The sequence below is a fragment of the Helicobacter cetorum MIT 99-5656 genome (assembly GCF_000259275.1).
GTDB lineage: Bacteria > Campylobacterota > Campylobacteria > Campylobacterales > Helicobacteraceae > Helicobacter > Helicobacter cetorum.
The window spans coordinates 1-17,087 of sequence record NC_017735.1; the positions used below are offsets into that span (position 1 = coordinate 1).

Below are 17,087 nucleotides of genomic sequence, written 5' to 3' on the forward strand. Positions count from 1 at the left end.
TAGGGGCTTTCTAAATTTAGAAAGCCATAGTTTGCTTCTTGCTCAAAGAATCCAAGATAGCGTTTAGAAATTTAGGGGTGTTAGGCTCAGCATAGAGTTTGCCAAGCTCTATGCACTCATTAATCACGATAGGGTTTTCAGTGGGCGTGAAGCAAATTTCATACGCCCCTAAGCGTAAAATCGCCTTTTCCATACTCCCTAAGCGCTTGAAATCCCAGTCTTTTAAATGCGGTTCAATGAGAGTATCAATTTCAGCTATTTTTTCTAACACACCATTAAAAAGACTCAGAGCAAAAGCGAGTTGATTATTTTTAATCTTTTTTTCTTCTAACATGCTAGTTGCGATTTTTTTAATTTCTTCATTCCCACTCTCAAACGCATACAATAATTCAATTACAGCTCCCCTAGCTTGAGTTCGTGTCGCCATTTTAACCCTTAAGAGTTTGGCACAAGCTTAGTAGTTCAATGAGCGTGCTCATCGCTTCAAAGCCTTTATTTCCGGCTTTGCTTCCTGCTCTTTCAATCGCTTGTTCAATATTATCTGTGGTTAGCACTCCAAAGCTTACCGGTAGGTTGTATTTTAACATCGTGTTTGCAATGCCCTTAGTCGCTTCTGCACTTACATAATCAAAATGCGGAGTCCCCCCCCTAATAATCGCTCCTAAAACACACACGCCATCATATTTTTTACTCTCTAATAATCTGTCTAAAATAAAGGGCAATTCATAAGCCCCAGGCACTAGAATAATGTCTAAAAGCTTTTCATTGCCCCCATGCCTTTTAAAACAATCAATCGCCCCTTCTTGTAATCTGTCTGTGATAATATGATTAAAACGAGATGTTAAAACAGCGATTCTTTCATTCCCCTGCAATTGTAATTTTCCCTCTATTAGTTGCATGAATTTCCTTTAAAATAAATTTTGAATTTTTAGTAAGTCTGTTACTAAGCTTTCAAGCTCATCAGGTTTGAGCATGTTTGCCCCATCACTTAGGGCGTTTTTGGGGTCAATATGTGTTTCAGCAAACAACCCATCAATACCCACCGCAGCTGCAGCTCTGGCTAAAATAGGGGCAAAAGAGCTATCCCCAGAACTTTTTCCCTTCGCACCCCCTGGCATTTGCACGCTATGAGTGGCATCAAAAATCACAGGGGCAAATTCTCGCATTATTTTTAAAGAACGCATATCTACAACTAAATTCCCATACCCAAAGCTACTCCCCCTTTCACACAGCCACACATTATTAGCCAAAGCCTTTTCATAAGTGGGGCTAGAAATACTACTATCTCTGGTTTTAAGGGCTTTTAAGACAGAATATTGCATGTCTTTTGGGTTCATAAATTGCCCTTTTTTGATGTTGATGATGGCGTTTGTTTTGCTCGCTTCTACAATCAAATCCGTTTGACGGCATAAAAACGCCGGAATTTGTAAAATATCCGCCACTTTTACCACAGCACTCACTTGATAGCTTTCATGCACATCAGTTAGAATCTTATAGCCAAATTCATCTTTAATGGTTTGTAACATTTCTAAGCCCTTTTCTAAACCAGGCCCTCTGTAGCTTTCTAAACTCGTGCGATTAGCCTTGTCAAAACTCGCTTTAAAATAAAAATCTAGCTCTTCATTCTTTGCTAGGGGTTGTAACTTGGTAGCGATACTTCTTAGATTTTCTAAGCTCTCAATTACGCATGGTCCAGCAACTAGAACGCTTTTAAGTGGCTTCATCAAATATCCTTTGTTTTATCTTTTCTTTCAATAGGTTTAAAGACATGACTTTCAAAATCATAATTATAAATTTTACCGGTTTCTATCACATAATGCCAGCCAAAGATTTTCAATTCATTATTAGCAACTCTCTCTTTAATGAAGTCATAACTCAAGAGATTTTTGAGTTGCAAACGCACATTCAAACGCTCTGTAAGCCACGAACGCTTTGCAGAATGGTTGCTAAAATGCGGATAGTCTTTTAATTCTTCTTTAATAGGCTCTAAGAATTTAATCCAGCTTTCAATATAGGGGGTTTTAGCTCTTGTTTTTTCATCATCAATCAGATGAATGCTCCCACAAGCCCCACAATTGCTATGCCCACAAATAATGATGTTTTGAATGCCTACATGCACGATAGCGTATTCAATGCTTGCAATCGTAGAAAGGGCTTGTTCTTGGCAAGTTAGCTCACTTGGTGGCACAATATTGCCCATATTGCGAATCACATACAATTCTCCAGGTTTTGTGCCTGTGATTAAATTTGGCACTACTCGTGAATCCACACAGGAAATAAACAAAGTGTGGGGCTTTTGTTTAGTCTTTAAACTCTCATAAAGCTCTTTTAACTCTTCATACTCATTCTCTTGAAATTCCAATGCTCCTTGAAATGCCTTAATCACGCTTAACCTTTTAAAAATAGTCTTTTATTAAAATTTGTTTTGTTTTCAAACGCTTATCATAGCTAAAAGTTCTTAAATTTCTTTTTGTTATAATGGCGTTATTTTACATTTTAAAGGGCTTTTATGCAATTATGTGTCGCATTAGACTTAGAAGAAAAAAAAGATAATCTTTCCTTGCTAAAAGAATTGAAGGGCTTAGATTTATGGGCTAAGGTGGGGCTTAGGTCTTTTATAAGAGACGGGTTTGTTTTTTTAGATGAGATTAAAGAGATTGATGAAAACTTTAAGATTTTTTTGGATTTGAAACTCTATGATATTCCCTATACTATGGCAAATGCCGCACTAGAATGCGCAAAATTAGACATTGATATGCTAACCATTCATTTAAGTAGTGGTAAGACCGCTATGCAAACTTTAATGCAACGCTTAAATACACTCAAAAAACGCCCCCTAATTATGGGTGTGAGCGCTCTAACAAGTTTTAGTGAAGATGAATTTTTGAGTGTGTATAACGCCCCTTTGAAAGCTCAAGCTATAAAGTTAAGCACTATAGGCAAAGAAAGCGGCATTGATGGGGTGGTGTGTTCGGTGTTTGAAAGTTTAGCAATTAAAGAGAGTTTGGGCAAGGACTTTTTGACCTTAACACCAGGTATTAGACTCAATAAAAGCGATAAAGAAGACCAAGAAAGGGTGGCTAACGCTAGAGAAGCCAGAGAAAATCTAAGCGATTTTATTGTGGTGGGTCGCCCTATTTATCAAGCTAAAGAGCCTAGAGAAATTGTTTTAGAGCTTTTAAAGGAATGCTAAATGCAAGTTTTAGAAACTATCATTGCTTTAAGAAAATATCGTAAGAGCTTAAAAGAAAGCGTGGGTTTTGTGCCGACTATGGGAGCCTTACACAAAGGGCATCAAAGCTTGATAGAGAGAAGCCTGAAAGAAAACACTCATACTATTGTTAGCATTTTTGTCAATCCCACACAATTTGGGGCTAACGAAGATTTTAACGCTTACCCACGAGTTTTAGAAAAGGATTTGAGCTTGTGTGAAGAAGTGGGCGTTAATGCGGTGTTTGTCCCTAAAGCTGATGAGATGTATCCCTATGGCTTTGAATGCCAAATAACACGCATGCCTATAAAAGCGCCCTTATATTTAGCAAATTCTTTAGAGGGGGCGCAACGAGAAGGGCATTTTGATGGGGTGGCGCAAGTGGTATTAAAGCTATTTCATCTCATTTGTCCTACTAGAGCGTATTTTGGCAAAAAGGACGCCCAACAGCTTTTAATCATTCAGCACTTAGTCAAAGACTTGCTTTTAGATATTGAGATAATGCCATGCGAAATTGTGCGTGATGTTGACAATCTAGCTTTAAGCTCTAGGAATGTGTATTTAAATGAATTTGAAAGAAAACAAGCCCTAGCCATCCCTAAAGCCTTAGAAACTATCAAGCAAGCCATAGATAAGGGCGAAAAGGCGTGTGATAAACTTAAGATTCTAGGGCTTAAAGTTTTAGAAAACTTAGAAGTGAATTATTTGGAATTTTGTAACCATAAACTAGAGTCTTTAAAAACCATAGAGTCATTTAACACGCTTATTTTAGTAGCGGTGCGTGTGGGTAAAACCAGGCTTTTAGATAATTTATGGGTGTGAAATTTTCTGTTTTTATATTGTTGTATAAAGGTTTGTTTGGCGACCCTTGAAAGATTTGAACTTCCGTTTCCACCGTGAAAGGGTGGTATCCTTGGCCACTAGATGAAAGGGTCATACTCATTACTAATTGAAACAAACAAAAACGAGCGATAAAAAGATTTAAAAAGCATTTGGTGGCGGAGCGGACGGGACTCGAACCCGCGACCCCCTGCGTGACAGGCAGATATTCTAACCAGCTGAACTACCGCTCCATATCAAACTTCACAGCTAAAATAATTTCGTGTGCTTGAAGTCAAGTAAAAATGGTGGTCGCTATAAGACTCGAACTTATGACATCTACCTTGTAAGGGTAGCGCTCTACCAACTGAGCTAAGCGACCACACATTGCTGAGACAAATACAGCTAAAACTTATTCTAAAAAGAGTGGTGACTCCTAGGGGATTTGAACCCCTGTAACCACCGTGAAAGGGTGGTATCCTAACCACTAGATGAAGGAGCCACTATGCTCAATTAATGGTGACCCGTGTTGGATTCGAACCAACGGCCCATTCCTTAAAAGGGAATTGCTCTACCGGCTGAGCTAACGGGTCTCACAAAAAGAAAACAAACAATAAAACGCCTACTTGTTTAAAAAAGACTTTGAAATAATACAATTTTTTTTAATGCTTGTCAAGAATGATTGAAAAATATGGAAATTTTTTAACCAAATAAAAAACTCAATCTTATGAAGACAATGGAGTAATTTCATCATATCAGTGCAAAATAGGTCTCTTAGCTTGACTTTTAGGGAAGAATAAATGAATGATTTTAACAGGGGTTTTGTTTGTATAAAGTTTTGTATATTTTCTTAAAAGAGCTCATTTGAGCGTTAATAAAAAGCACTTGTAGAGAACTACGATAGCTAACAATAGAATATTAAATGTGTTGTTTGTCCCTGTAAAACTTGTAAAAACATCTCTTGTTAAAAATTATTATGCTAGGTAGAGTAGCCAAAAAGCATGAAACTTATTTAATGAATACTTAGGAATAAAGAGCAACGCTTATTGTATGTATAGCCTTAGTAAAATCTCTCTCAAGTGATTGTCTTTAATCGTGTTTGTCTAAAAGGATATTAGGTCTTATTTTTTAGGGGGCAAAGAGAACGAGTGTTCTCTTTGTAGAGTAAGGGGGCTTACATCATGCCACCCATACCTCCCATACCTCCCATTCCACCCATATCTGGCACTGCTGGGGTTGCTTTTTCTTCTTTGATTTCATGCACTGTGGCTTCTGTAGTTAAAAGCAGGCTTGAAACTGAAACCGCATTTTGTAAAGCGATTCTTTCTACTTTCAAGGGGTCAATGATACCTTCTTTAAACATATCTACATAAGTGCCATTGCTTGCATTAAAGCCAAAGTGCCCTTCGTGTTTTTCTACTTCATTCACGACTACGCCGCTATCATAACCCGCATTAGCAGCAATTTGAGCTAATGGAGCTTTAATCGCACGCATAATAATATCATAGCCCACTTTTTCATCATCGTGTAATTTTAAATCCACTTTTTGAGCCGCACGAATGAGTGCTGCACCACCGCCGATTACAATGCCTTCTTCAACAGCCGCTTTTGTCGCACTTAAGGCGTCATCTACTCTGTCTTTCTTTTCTTTCATCTCTACTTCAGAAGCAGCACCTACTTTAATCACTGCTACACCGCCAGAGAGTTTGGCTAATCTTTCTTGTAATTTTTCTTTATCATAATCGCTTGTTGTAGCTTCAATTTGAGTTTTAATTTGTGCGACTCTGTCTTTAACCTCATCACTATGACCCTTACCATCTACGATAGTGGTGTTGTCTTTGTCAATCACAATTCTTCCAGCTCTTCCTAAAAGCTCTACTTCAGCGTTTTCTAAAGTTAGACCTAATTCTTCGCTAATGACTTGACCACCGGTTAAAATGGCGATGTCTTTTAACATTTCTTTTCTTCTATCGCCAAAGCCTGGAGCTTTAACAGCGGCTACATTTAATACACCTCTAAGTTTATTTACCACTAGAGTGGTTAATGCCTCGCCTTCAATATCTTCAGCGATGATTAAAAGCGGTTTTCCCTCTTTCATAGTCTTTTCTAATAGTGGAAGAATGTCTTTCATGCTAGAAATTTTCTTATCAGTCAAAAGAATGTAAGCGTTATCTAGTTGAGCGGTCATTTTCTCAGCATTAGTTACAAAATAAGGGGAGAGATAGCCTCTGTCAAATTGCATGCCTTCTACCACATCTAATTCATCTTCAATACCTTTAGCTTCTTCAACGGTAATCACGCCGTCTTTGCCTACTTTTTCCATAGCATCAGCGATGAGTTTTCCGATATTGTGGTCAGAATTTGCAGAAATGGTAGCCACTTGAGTGATTTCTTCTTTACCGCCTACTTTTTTGCTAGATTTTTTAAGCTCATTAATGATAGCTTCAGCGGCTTTATCCATACCACGCTTCACTTCAATTGGATTAGCCCCAGCAGTAATATTTCTCAAACCTTCTTTAAAAATGCTATAAGCTAGAACGGTTGCTGTTGTAGTGCCATCGCCTGCTGCATCGGCGGTTTTGCTTGCCACTTCTTTAACAAGTTGAGCACCCATATTAGCCACAGGACAGCTTAATTCAATTTCCTTAGCCACGCTCACGCCGTCTTTAGTAATGCTTGGAGCGCCATAGCTTTTTTGAATCAATACATTTCTACCTCTTGGCCCCATAGTAACTTTTACAGCATCATGGAGTTGCTTAACGCCTTCAAATAAATGATTTCTTGCGGTATCTGAAAATTTAATTTCTTTTGCCATTTTGTATCCTTAATAATAATATTTAATGTTTTTAGTGTCCATGACAGCAAGAGTTATGTTCTGCACCATGTTTATGGTCATGATGACCGCCATGACAACAAGAACCTGCACCCACTATGCCTAGAATATCTTCTAATTCTAACACCATGTAATCTGTGCCATCTAAAACGATTTCTGTGCCTTTGTATTTACCAAAAGCGATAACATCGCCCTCTTTGACACATTTGCAACCTTCGCTAATCTTATGACTAACAGCTTTAACTACGCCCATTAAAGGCTTTTCTTTAGCGTTATCAGGGATAATGATTCCTGAGCTTGTTTTGTTTTCTTCTTCAAGTCTTTCTACTAAGACTCTTTCTCCTAATGGCTGAAACTTCATATCAGTTCTCCTAAGTTCAAAATTAAAATAGAAATTTAGCGCTTAGTATTTTTAAGCGCCACCACTATAGCGCATTTTTAGCCATAAGTCAAGCAATGAAACAAAATCTAATGTTATAACTATAAAGATTATTTAGTCTATTAGTATAAAGTTTTCTAAATATTTTTATTTAAAGTATTTGTGTGGTGGCGTACAATATGCTAAAAATTGTGTGAGATTTTTGTTTGATATAGATCATTAAAGAGAGATAATTAGAGATGAGTATTTGAGATAAGGCAATTTTAATTAGGTCAATCAAAAGTTCCAAAGCTAAAAATAAGCAGAAAAACTTCGTTGTAGAGCTAAAGAGTAGTGGGGCTTATTTTGCAAATAAGTGTTTTTTATGGTTAGTATTTTTACCCCTAGCTCAAAATAATTGTGTCTACATCCAAAACGCAATCCCAAATCAACAAAAAACTGAAAGTGTGTAGCTTAGCGCTTAATGTGTGAAAATTTTAGATAATTTTTGTATTTATCATAATATTTTGAGAAATAGCTAACACCAGCTAAAGCAATACTCAATCGTGAGTCCAGAAACCAATTTTCTTTATCAATAAATTAAGAGAAAATTCATATAAACACCATAGGTGTTAATATCTACAATTTTTTCGGTAGCTTTTAACAATCTTTCCAAACTTTTAAAACCATAGGAGTCTGATTGAATCTATTATGACAATTATAATTATTGTAACTTCATTGTAATCATAAAAAGCCTCTCCTCTAAAACCGATATGCTTAGTTTATCACCCTTGCCTATCCATTTATAACCTAGATTTAAGCCCAATCCTATGGCAAAATATATGTTTTTGGTTTCGCCTAGAGATGTCTTAGGTATTAAGAGATTACCATCTGCTATGGACACAAGAATAAATTGATAATCATAGGATTATAAAGACTGCTATAGATAATATGTTGGATAGCAACATATCCAATAAAATGAAAAGACCAAAATTAAAACGAAGGGGGGGTTAGATTTTGTATACTTAAAGATTTCTGTCATTATTGTATTAGTTTTGTCTTTAAAAGCACTTTTAAAAATCTCTGTTATAATTAAACGCTATCTTTGGCACACAAGGAATCATGGGGGTAGGAATGATTGCTGGTGGCATTAAAAAAAGGTGGTTCTTATGACAAGGCTAAAGAAGGCATACAAGCTGGCATAAACACTAACAGCACAAAAAACAACGATTCTGCTTATCCTCTTTATGAGATGAGAGAAGTTCTAGGCGTAATGAAAGGTGTCAGAGTAGGGCATACAACTATAGATGCTTGATGATTAAAAGGCGATAATGACCTGCATAAAGCTTCTCAATTGGAAGTTTTTAGGGTGTAGTCTATGAATAATCCATTTAAGAGACACTATGCAAGATTTACAATATTTCAAAAACGATGTTACGGCTCATTTTATCCAAAGACAGACTAGAGACTTATGACAGCCTAGAGCAATACAAAGAAAATTTAAAACTCATTAGCCTAATCACACCTAAAATTCTAATTTAGAGATTTACTTACGCAACGCACTAGATTATTGCCTAACTCAAATTAAAGGGAGTGAGTGGGTCTTTGAAAGCAATAACAAGGGCATTAAAAAAGCTATTAGTCATTTTGAAAAAGAAAAATTGGAATGGTAACATGGGTATTAATTCTCATGTTCAGCACCAACAAAAATGGCAACAAAGCCAAACCACTATCAACAGCCTAGCCCAAGCAATCAATACTGCCCTACCCAAACTAACGGCTATCAGCACGGATAAAGGAAACGCAAATTCAGACACCAATACCTCTGGTAATAGCCCCCAAGCAATCTTAACACAAGCACAAACCATGATGGATGATTTTGCCAAAACCAGAGCATGGGCTGGAGGACAAACCGACCAGTTTCTTGGTGGGCAAGATAACGAAGTAACGCAATTGCCTGCGTTTAAGAAAGTCAATGAAGCTTTGAAAGTTGCCCAAGAACTCATCAATGCTACTAATCACCTTAACGCCACACAAAAAAACTTGCAATCTGAACACGCAGGAAGCAAAGCTAACCCAACTATTTTTAATCAAAACTTTAAAGCATCTGCTGCTTATCAAAAACAAATCATGGATTTAGCCAACCAAGTTGTTAACATCTATCATTCAATGGATAAAACTGCACAAACACATTTTCAAGATTGTTCTAGTATTCAAACTAATGGACAACAAGGCACTCAAAGTATGACAACCAAAGCTTGTGCCAACCCTGCCGAATCTGCTAGGGCTACAGAAGCAAGTATCAACTACTATGGCAATCAAACCACCCAAAACCTTCAACTCGCCAACGATGTCTATTATCTCAACCAAAATAAAGAGAACATTAAAAACACTTACGCTCAAGCCCAACAATTACAAGAAGCTATTATGACCATGCCAGGCAATAAACTCGCTTTAAGTAATACCGCTTATACCACTCAAGACCCTAACGCCCCTATGGGCAATCAAGCCGTCTATAGAACTAATCTAGTCCAGCAATCCAACCTAACTAACGCTCTAGCGGCAATGAGTGCTAACCCCTTTAGAAATATAGGCGTTATCAAATCTCAAGGTAATAGCGGTGTGATGAATGGTATAGGTGTCCAACTAGGTTATAAACAATTCTTTGGAGCAACAAAGAGAATGGGAGCTAGGTATTATGGTTTCTTTGATTATAACCACACCTATATTAAATCAGATTTCTTTAACTCTGCTTCTAATGTCTTAACTTATGGGGTGGGTTCAGACTTCTTGTATAACTTTATCAATGATAAAGAAATGAAAAAAAATAGACTCTCTTTTGGGGGCTTTGCTGGAATTGCTTTAGCAGGAACTTCATGGCTTAATAGCGATAAGGCTGTTCTTTTAAACACGCCTGAGTTTAACGCATCTAACACGCCTTATAAAGCGAGTGTGAGTGCATCTAATTTCCAATTCTTATTTAACTTTGGATTAAGAATGAATTTAGCAGATAATTCTAAAAAGAATGAACATGCTATCCAACATGGTATTGAACTAGGCATTAAGATTCCTACTATCAATACCAGCTACTATTCTTTCTTAGGAGCTAAACTAGAATACAGAAGGCTCTATAGCGTCTATTTGAACTATGTGTTTGCATATTAAATCTCTTAACCCCTTTTAAAAAGGGGCAATTTATTCTAAGGCTCTTTTTAGCTTTCACTTAGATACTCTTAAATTTTTGCAACAAACTCAAGACTTTAAGAAGCATCAAAAAATAATGTTCTTTAAAAGACCCCCATTATTTAAAAGAATATCAGTCTGTGCTTTAACGCTCTCAAGTTTTATTCTCTTGGAATAAGCTCAACCTAAAAAACTACAGATAAAAAAGATTTAACAATTATGCCTTAACCCATAACCCAAAATCATAGTAACCTTAAGAATAGTTAGCGCTAAAACATAAAACAATATAAAAATTAAAATTTTTATTAACAACACTACTATAACAATGTATAACATTAACTTGAATTTGAAGTGTTATAAAGAGTTCATAGCAAGAATAAAAAGCAGAGATAAAGAACAAAAAACAACGATAACAGAGTTAAAACTAAAAAACAAGAACAAAAAACAACAACAAAAACCAACAACAAGATTAAAAATAATAGCAACAAAACCTAAAAAAATGATTTGTATTAAAAGCGGTTAAAAAAGATGAAAAAAATAAAAAACTAAAGCAAGGAGTTAAACAAGAACAAAGAACTAAAACCTAAACCTAAAAACAACAATAACAGAGAACTAAAACAAAACTAAACAAAAAACAAGGAACACACAATAAAAAATAAAACTAAAAGCAACAATAAAGAAATTAAACTAAAAAAGAGCAAAGATATAAACAAGGAGTTAAACAAGAACAAAGAATTAAAACCTAAACCTAAAAGCAACGATAACAGAGCAACAACAAAAATCAACAATAAAAAGCTTTAATCCCCTATCCAACTCTAAACACTCTTTTAGTGTTAAATAAGTTAGTTCTAAGTTGCAAAAATTTAAGAGTATCTAAGAGAAAGCTAAAAAGAGCCTTAGAATAAATTGCCCCTTTTTAAAAGGGGTTAAGAGATTTAATATGCAAACACATAGTTCAAATAGACGCTATAGAGCCTTCTGTATTCTAGTTTAGCTCCTAAGAAAGAATAGTAGCTGGTATTGATGGTAGGAATCTTAATGCCTAGTTCAATACCATGTTGGATAGCATGTTCATTCTTTTTAGAATTATCTGCTAAATTCATTCTTAATCCAAAGTTAAATAAGAATTGGAAATTAGATGCACTCACACTCGCTTTATAAGGCGTGTTAGATGCGTTAAACTCAGGCGTGTTTAAAAGAACAGCCTTATCGCTATTAAGCCATGAAGTTCCTGCTAAAGCAATTCCAGCAAAGCCCCCAAAAGAGAGTCTATTTTTTTTCATTTCTTTATCATTGATAAAGTTATACAAGAAGTCTGAACCCACCCCATAAGTTAAGACATTAGAAGCAGAGTTAAAGAAATCTGATTTAATATAGGTGTGGTTATAATCAAAGAAACCATAATACCTAGCTCCCATTCTCTTTGTTGCTCCAAAGAATTGTTTATAACCTAGTTGGACACCTATACCATTCATCACACCGCTATTACCTTGAGATTTGATAACGCCTATATTTCTAAAGGGGTTAGCACTCATTGCCGCTAGAGCGTTAGTTAGGTTGGATTGCTGGACTAGATTAGTTCTATAGACGGCTTGATTGCCCATAGGGGCGTTAGGGTCTTGAGTGGTATAAGCGGTATTACTTAAAGCGAGTTTATTGCCTGGCATGGTCATAATAGCTTCTTGTAATTGTTGGGCTTGAGCGTAAGTGTTTTTAATGTTCTCTTTATTTTGGTTGAGATAATAGACATCGTTGGCGAGTTGAAGGTTTTGGGTGGTTTGATTGCCATAGTAAGCATTATAGTATTTAAGGGCATCAATGCTTTTTTGTATGTGTATACAGCTATAGAATGTCTGTATGTTGTTCCCCCTATCGCCACAAGCATTCAGAAAGTTTCTTTGCGTAATATCTATACTATTATAATCATTAGAAATTTGGTTGGCTAAATCAGTGATTTGTTGTTGAGTGCTAGCAATAGCATGGAAATTTTGATTGAATTGTTCGCCTTTAGTTGATTGTGTGCTTTGACTTTGTAGGCTATGAACTTTATCTTGAACAATATTGACTTCATCAATAATTTGTTGGGCGGCGGTAAGCATTTTCATAGCTTGTTTGTAAGAAGATATATCACCCATACCCCCAGGACTACCAGGAATTTGAATCCATGGGTTTCTGCCCCCATAAGTGCAACTTATGCCAGCAACTGAAGCAACCTTTAACCCACCACTTGTGCTATTATTAGACCCACAGCCCTTAGCAATGACTTCTAAAAACAATTTGGTTTCTTTTAAAAGCACCTTAGGATCTTCTAGGTTTTCAGTAAACTGAGTTTGATGCTGTTCTTCTGTTTTAGTTTCTGCAGCCATTTTAACTATAGCAACTGCATGAGAACTTGAATGATTTGTTGCATTAGTATTTAAAGCACCCATTTTTTGTTGGGCTTCTAGGAGTTTTTTGTAAATTTCATCTAAAGCGTGTTTAAAATCACTGGTTATACTTCCAGTGTATTCAGCTTTGTTGCCCCCACCCACTCTTTCACTATAGGTGTGCCATGTGCCTAAAGCAGTTTGAATAGCGGCATTCACCGCTTGCCATGCAGGAGATGAATCTTTTTGGGTGTAGTTGTTACTAGCAATGGCATTGATAGTGGTTACAGCCCCTTGAATTTTACCCTGATTGCTCCCATCGCTTATGGCGCGCTTTAATTCTTGTAATTGGAGCAAACTATTTTGTAAATCCTTATAGCTATCATTGAGTTTTTGCAACTCGCCAGTGTTTTTAACCATTTGAGAAGCCTGACCGATTTGATAGCCTACGCTTACAAAAAAGCCGTTATCTTCGGCATGAAGACCGCTTAGAAATAGGCTTAAGGCTAGAGCCATGCTAGTTTTTTTGATTTTTATCATTCTGTGTTCCTTCTTGTGGATTTTAATTAAAAACATATCCTTAAAAGACTAGTTATGGAATGAAGTTTTTAAGAACATGGATTTTTTGTAGATGAAAGAATTGTAACACAAATATTGTTTTTTTTTTTTGAAATTTAGAGACATATTTAAATATTTTAGGTAGTTTAGTAGTTTTTGGGTAAATCTTGGACTTATTATGAGAGTGTGGTGTGGTTATCCCTTTAGGCTATCACAAAAAGGATATTACACAATACCAAACATCGTTGTTTGCAAAAATACACGCTTAAGAATTTGCTTTAGTTTGAGTTTTCAAATAATATTCATAAGCTTCTTTAATACCCTGTTCTAGAGTGATTTCTAATTCCCATTTTAAGGCCTTTTGTTTGGAGATATCCATAAGCTTTTGTTGCATGCCCACTGGTTTAGATAAATCTTTAACAAACTCGCCTTTATAATCTAAAGTTTTCGCGACCATTTTATAATACTCTTCAATAGTGTAGTCTATGCCAGAGCCTACATTCATTACGCTTTCAATTTCAGTGATATTTTCATAAGCTAGGGCGATGAATTTGGCTAAATCTTTGGCGTTTAGATATTCTCTTTTTGCACTGCCATCGCCCCACATAGTAAATTCTTTTTCACCCTTTAGTTTGGCACTATGCATTCTAGCAATGAGCCCTGGTATCATATGAGCTACGCCTTCTTCAAACTTGTCAAACTCACCATAGAGATTGCAAGGCACTAAGGTTTTATAAAAAACATCTCTTTCAGCACTCACATATTCGCAATACTTCATTACAGAGAGCTTGGCTAGAGCGTAGCCTTCATTCGTTGGCTCTAAAGAGCCATTGAGTAAATCGCTCTCTTTTAAAGGGTTAGGGGCGTATTTTGGATAGGCACAAGAGCTTGCTAAATTAATCGCCTTTTTAACCCCACAATTGATTGCGCTAGAAAAGAGATACAAGCCCATAAGCATATTTTCTAGCATATAAGTTGAAAGGGCGTTCATATTCGCTACAATGCCCCCCACTCTTCCAGCACAATGGATTATCCCTGTGGGCTTGTATTTTTTTAGATACGCTTGAATATTGTCTTTATCTAATAAATCTAACTCGTTTTTTTTAGGGGTTAGTAAGGTAATATTAGGCTTATTTTTTTTAAAATACAAAGCGGTGTTTTGCCCAACCATCCCATAGCCACCGGTGATTAAAATGATTTCATTCATAAAAATTCCTTAAAGTATAGCCCCCCTCTTGTAAGTAAAGGCTTTTTTGACATTCTTTTAAATCATGCTCTAGCATGTCCTTGACTAACTCTTTTAAATCGTATTCTCTCACCCAGCCTAGCTCTCTTTCAGCCTTAGAGGGGTCGCCTAAGAGCAAGTCTACTTCTGTAGGCCTAAAATAGCGTTCATCTATACGCACCACAATTTGTCCTAACTTCAAATGGCTTAAATCTAAATTTAAGGCGTTTGCTCTTTTTTCATCAATGCTTTTAATTAAAGCGATTTCTTTAATGCCCGTATTTTGAAATTCTAAATCTATACCGATAAATTCAAAGCTCATTTTCACAAAATCACGCACACTTGTCGTTTTTCCTGTGGCAATCACATAATCTTGTGGGGCTTTTGCTTGGAGCATTAAATGCATCATTTTCACATAATCTTTTGCATGCCCCCAGTCTCTTTTAGCGTCTAAATTCCCTAAATACAAGCAATCATTTAAGTTATACGCCATAGCACTTACCGCTCGTGTGATTTTACGGGTTACAAAAGTTTCGCCCCTTACTTTACTCTCATGGTTAAAGAGTATGCCATTAACGGCGAATAAATTATAGGCTTCTCTGTAATTTTTAGTGATGTAAAAGGCATACATTTTAGCAACAGCATAGGGGCTTCGTGGGTTAAAGGGGGTATTTTCATTTTGTGGGGTTTCTAAGACTTCGCCATATAATTCACTCGTGCTGGCTTGATAAAATCTAGTCTTATTTTCTAAGCCTAAAATCCGCATAGCTTCTAAAATCCTAAGCGTACCTATGCCATCAGCATTTGCGGTGTATTCGGGGGTCTCAAAAGAGACTTTAACATGGCTTTGAGCGGCTAGATTGTAAATTTCTGTAGGCTTTGTGGTAGCGATTAGATGAATGAGATTAGAAGAATCAGTCATATCTCCATAGTGCAAGAAAAAACGCCTTTTATGTTCGCTATGCAAATCTTCATATAAGTGGTCAATCCTAGAAGTATTAATACTAGAAGAGCGTCTTTTTAGCCCATGCACTTCATAGCCAAGATTTAACAAATACTCGGCTAGATAACTCCCATCTTGCCCAGTAACTCCGGTGATTAAGGCGATTTTTTCTTTCATTTATTTTCCTTATTCTGTCTGTTAAAATCATCATTAATTCTTATAATATCATCTTCGCCGACATACTCGCCCACTTGAACTTCTATAATAATCAAAGGAATTTTGCCATAATTAGCTAGGCGGTGTAAGGTGTTTTTAGGTATATAAGTGGATTCATTAGCTTGTAATTCAAAAGTTTTATTATCTAACTCCACACTTGCCATTCCGCTAATCACCACCCAGTGTTCGCTCCTATGAAAATGCTTTTGTAAAGAAAGCCTAGCATTAGATTTAACTTCTAAAATCTTAACCTTGTAATGAGAACTCTCATGCAAGACTTCATAACTCCCCCAAGGGCGATAAACTTTAGTGTGGGCTTGTAATAATTCCTTGTTATGTTTTTCTATCTCGCCTACCAAAGCTTTTAAGTCCTTAGATTTGTCTTTATGAGCGATTAAAAGAGCGTCTTTAGTATCAATAATGGCTAAATTCTCAACGCCTAAAAGAGCCGTCGTTTTATTAGAGAACACTAAATTATTTTTACTCTCTTTAGCAAAAATAGGCGTTTGATTTAAATTAGCGTTAGTTTCTTTATCATTAGCCACTTCTTTAGAAAGAGCGTTGAAACTCCCTAAATCACTCCATTTAGCGTTTAATTCCACCATTTTGATTTTTTGACTTTGTTGCATTAAGGCTATGTCAATACTCACATCTTCTAAATTTTGCATGCTTTCAATACTCAAGCGTGCGACTTTATTCTCAAAAAAATGCGAATTCGTTAGATTTTCAAACGCTTTCTCACACCCCTTTAAAATGCTAGGGGCATGTTTTTTTAATTCTTCTAAAAATGCGCCTACTTGAAACACAAACATGCCACTATTGAAATAAAAATCCCCACTTTTTTGAAACTCTATAGCCTTTTGTAAACTCGGCTTTTCAATGAAACGCTTGACATCTAGGGCATTAGAGCTTTCAATATACCCAAACTCCGTGTTAGGCTCATCAATGCTAATGCCAAAGGTAACTAAAAGGCCTTGTTTAGCTAACTCAATCGCTTTTTTTATAGCATTCTCATACGCTTGAGCGTCCTTAATCAAGTGGTCGCTTGGCGTAACAATCAAAATATCTTCTTTATTACTCATTAAAGCGCTTAAGGTAATGGCATTAGCGGTATTTTTACTCAAACTCTCTAGCAAAAAACTAACATTATTTTTTTATTTTTTATCTCACTCTCTACTTCTTCTAGGGCTAAAAAATAATGTTGCTCATTACACACTACAAGCGTTTCATCTACTAAGGGGGTGTTTCTTTTAAAACTTAGTTCAAACAAGCTTTTGTCATTAAATAGCTTTAAAAATTGTTTAGGGTATAGACCACGACTTAGTGGCCATAGGCGTTTGCCACTCCCCCCACTCAATAAAATATTTTTAATCAT

At 36.2% G+C, this 17,087-nt stretch carries 13 protein-coding genes, 5 tRNA genes and 3 pseudogenes; 5 read left to right on the forward strand and 16 right to left on the reverse strand.

Features of this window, described 5'->3' with window-relative positions:
* Positions 1-16 precede the first annotated feature (16 nt).
* From nusB to HCD_RS00020, 4 genes are read right to left on the reverse strand one after another with little or no spacing between them, the layout of a single operon-like run.
* Complete coding sequence (nusB, locus tag HCD_RS00005) at positions 17-427, reverse strand: transcription antitermination factor NusB (protein ID WP_014658564.1); 411 nt, start codon at positions 425-427, stop codon at positions 17-19.
* Between the two features lies 1 nt (position 428).
* The gene (ribH, locus tag HCD_RS00010) at positions 429-899 is read right to left on the reverse strand and encodes a 6,7-dimethyl-8-ribityllumazine synthase (RefSeq protein ID WP_014658565.1); all 471 of its coding nucleotides are present in this window, start codon (positions 897-899) and stop codon (positions 429-431) included.
* Positions 900-908: 9 nt separating this feature from the next.
* Positions 909-1,724: a 3-deoxy-8-phosphooctulonate synthase gene (gene kdsA / locus HCD_RS00015; protein WP_014658566.1), complete on the reverse strand. Its 816-nt coding sequence runs from the start codon at positions 1,722-1,724 to the stop codon at positions 909-911.
* Positions 1,724-2,383, reverse strand: a complete 660-nt coding sequence (locus tag HCD_RS00020; protein ID WP_041594850.1) for a carbonic anhydrase — start codon at positions 2,381-2,383, stop codon at positions 1,724-1,726. The genes kdsA and HCD_RS00020 overlap by 1 nt, the downstream gene beginning before the upstream one ends.
* A 126-nt stretch (positions 2,384-2,509) precedes the next feature.
* Here HCD_RS00020 and pyrF point away from each other — a divergent pair, with 126 nt between their 5' ends.
* A complete protein-coding gene (gene pyrF / locus HCD_RS00025) occupies positions 2,510-3,193 on the forward strand; it encodes an orotidine-5'-phosphate decarboxylase (RefSeq protein ID WP_014658568.1) in 684 nt (227 codons plus the stop codon).
* Positions 3,194-4,033, forward strand: coding sequence for a pantoate--beta-alanine ligase (panC, locus tag HCD_RS00030; RefSeq protein ID WP_014658569.1), 840 nt, complete (start codon positions 3,194-3,196; stop codon positions 4,031-4,033). It abuts the gene before it with no gap.
* 37 nt (positions 4,034-4,070) lie between these two features.
* Here panC and HCD_RS00035 read toward each other — a convergent pair.
* The 8 genes and pseudogenes from HCD_RS00035 to HCD_RS09770 form a co-directional block, all read right to left on the reverse strand.
* Positions 4,071-4,146, reverse strand: a tRNA-Glu gene (locus HCD_RS00035).
* A 61-nt stretch (positions 4,147-4,207) separates the two neighbouring features.
* Positions 4,208-4,284, reverse strand: a tRNA-Asp gene (locus tag HCD_RS00040).
* Positions 4,285-4,336: 52 nt separating this feature from the next.
* Positions 4,337-4,412, reverse strand: a tRNA-Val gene (locus HCD_RS00045).
* Positions 4,413-4,457: 45 nt separating this feature from the next.
* Positions 4,458-4,532, reverse strand: a tRNA-Glu gene (locus HCD_RS00050).
* A gap of 15 nt (positions 4,533-4,547) precedes the next feature.
* Positions 4,548-4,623: transfer RNA gene (locus HCD_RS00055), tRNA-Lys, on the reverse strand.
* Positions 4,624-5,204: 581 nt separating this feature from the next.
* Positions 5,205-6,845, reverse strand: a complete 1,641-nt coding sequence (gene groL, locus HCD_RS00060) for a chaperonin GroEL (protein WP_014658570.1) — start codon at positions 6,843-6,845, stop codon at positions 5,205-5,207.
* A 31-nt stretch (positions 6,846-6,876) separates the two neighbouring features.
* Positions 6,877-7,224, reverse strand: coding sequence for a co-chaperone GroES (groES, locus tag HCD_RS00065; protein WP_014658571.1), 348 nt, complete (start codon positions 7,222-7,224; stop codon positions 6,877-6,879).
* 309 nt (positions 7,225-7,533) lie between these two features.
* A pseudogene (locus tag HCD_RS09770) lies at positions 7,534-7,680 on the reverse strand (outer membrane beta-barrel protein); the annotation flags it as partial.
* A gap of 685 nt (positions 7,681-8,365) precedes the next feature.
* Here HCD_RS09770 and HCD_RS09245 point away from each other — a divergent pair.
* From HCD_RS09245 to sabA (HCD_RS09470), 3 genes and pseudogenes are all read left to right on the forward strand, one after another.
* The gene (locus HCD_RS09245) at positions 8,366-8,536 is read left to right on the forward strand and encodes a hypothetical protein (RefSeq protein ID WP_158308541.1); all 171 of its coding nucleotides are present in this window, start codon (positions 8,366-8,368) and stop codon (positions 8,534-8,536) included.
* Positions 8,537-8,624: 88 nt separating this feature from the next.
* Positions 8,625-8,867: pseudogene (locus tag HCD_RS08830) on the forward strand (CAAX protease); the annotation flags it as partial.
* Positions 8,868-8,895: 28 nt separating this feature from the next.
* Positions 8,896-10,386: a Hop family adhesin SabA/HopD gene (gene sabA, locus HCD_RS09470; protein ID WP_227624888.1), complete on the forward strand. Its 1,491-nt coding sequence runs from the start codon at positions 8,896-8,898 to the stop codon at positions 10,384-10,386.
* Between the two features lie 953 nt (positions 10,387-11,339).
* Here the strand turns inward: sabA (HCD_RS09470) and sabA (HCD_RS09735) are convergent.
* The 4 genes and pseudogenes from sabA (HCD_RS09735) to HCD_RS00095 form a co-directional block, all read right to left on the reverse strand.
* Positions 11,340-13,310, reverse strand: coding sequence for a Hop family adhesin SabA/HopD (sabA, locus tag HCD_RS09735; protein ID WP_014658573.1), 1,971 nt, complete (start codon positions 13,308-13,310; stop codon positions 11,340-11,342).
* 283 nt (positions 13,311-13,593) lie between these two features.
* Positions 13,594-14,535: a GDP-L-fucose synthase family protein gene (locus tag HCD_RS00085; RefSeq protein ID WP_014658574.1), complete on the reverse strand. Its 942-nt coding sequence runs from the start codon at positions 14,533-14,535 to the stop codon at positions 13,594-13,596.
* Positions 14,528-15,673: a GDP-mannose 4,6-dehydratase gene (gene gmd / locus HCD_RS00090; RefSeq protein ID WP_014658575.1), complete on the reverse strand. Its 1,146-nt coding sequence runs from the start codon at positions 15,671-15,673 to the stop codon at positions 14,528-14,530. Before gmd ends, HCD_RS00085 begins: the two co-directional genes overlap by 8 nt.
* A pseudogene (locus tag HCD_RS00095) lies at positions 15,670-17,087 on the reverse strand (mannose-1-phosphate guanylyltransferase/mannose-6-phosphate isomerase). Before HCD_RS00095 ends, gmd begins: the two are co-directional and overlap by 4 nt.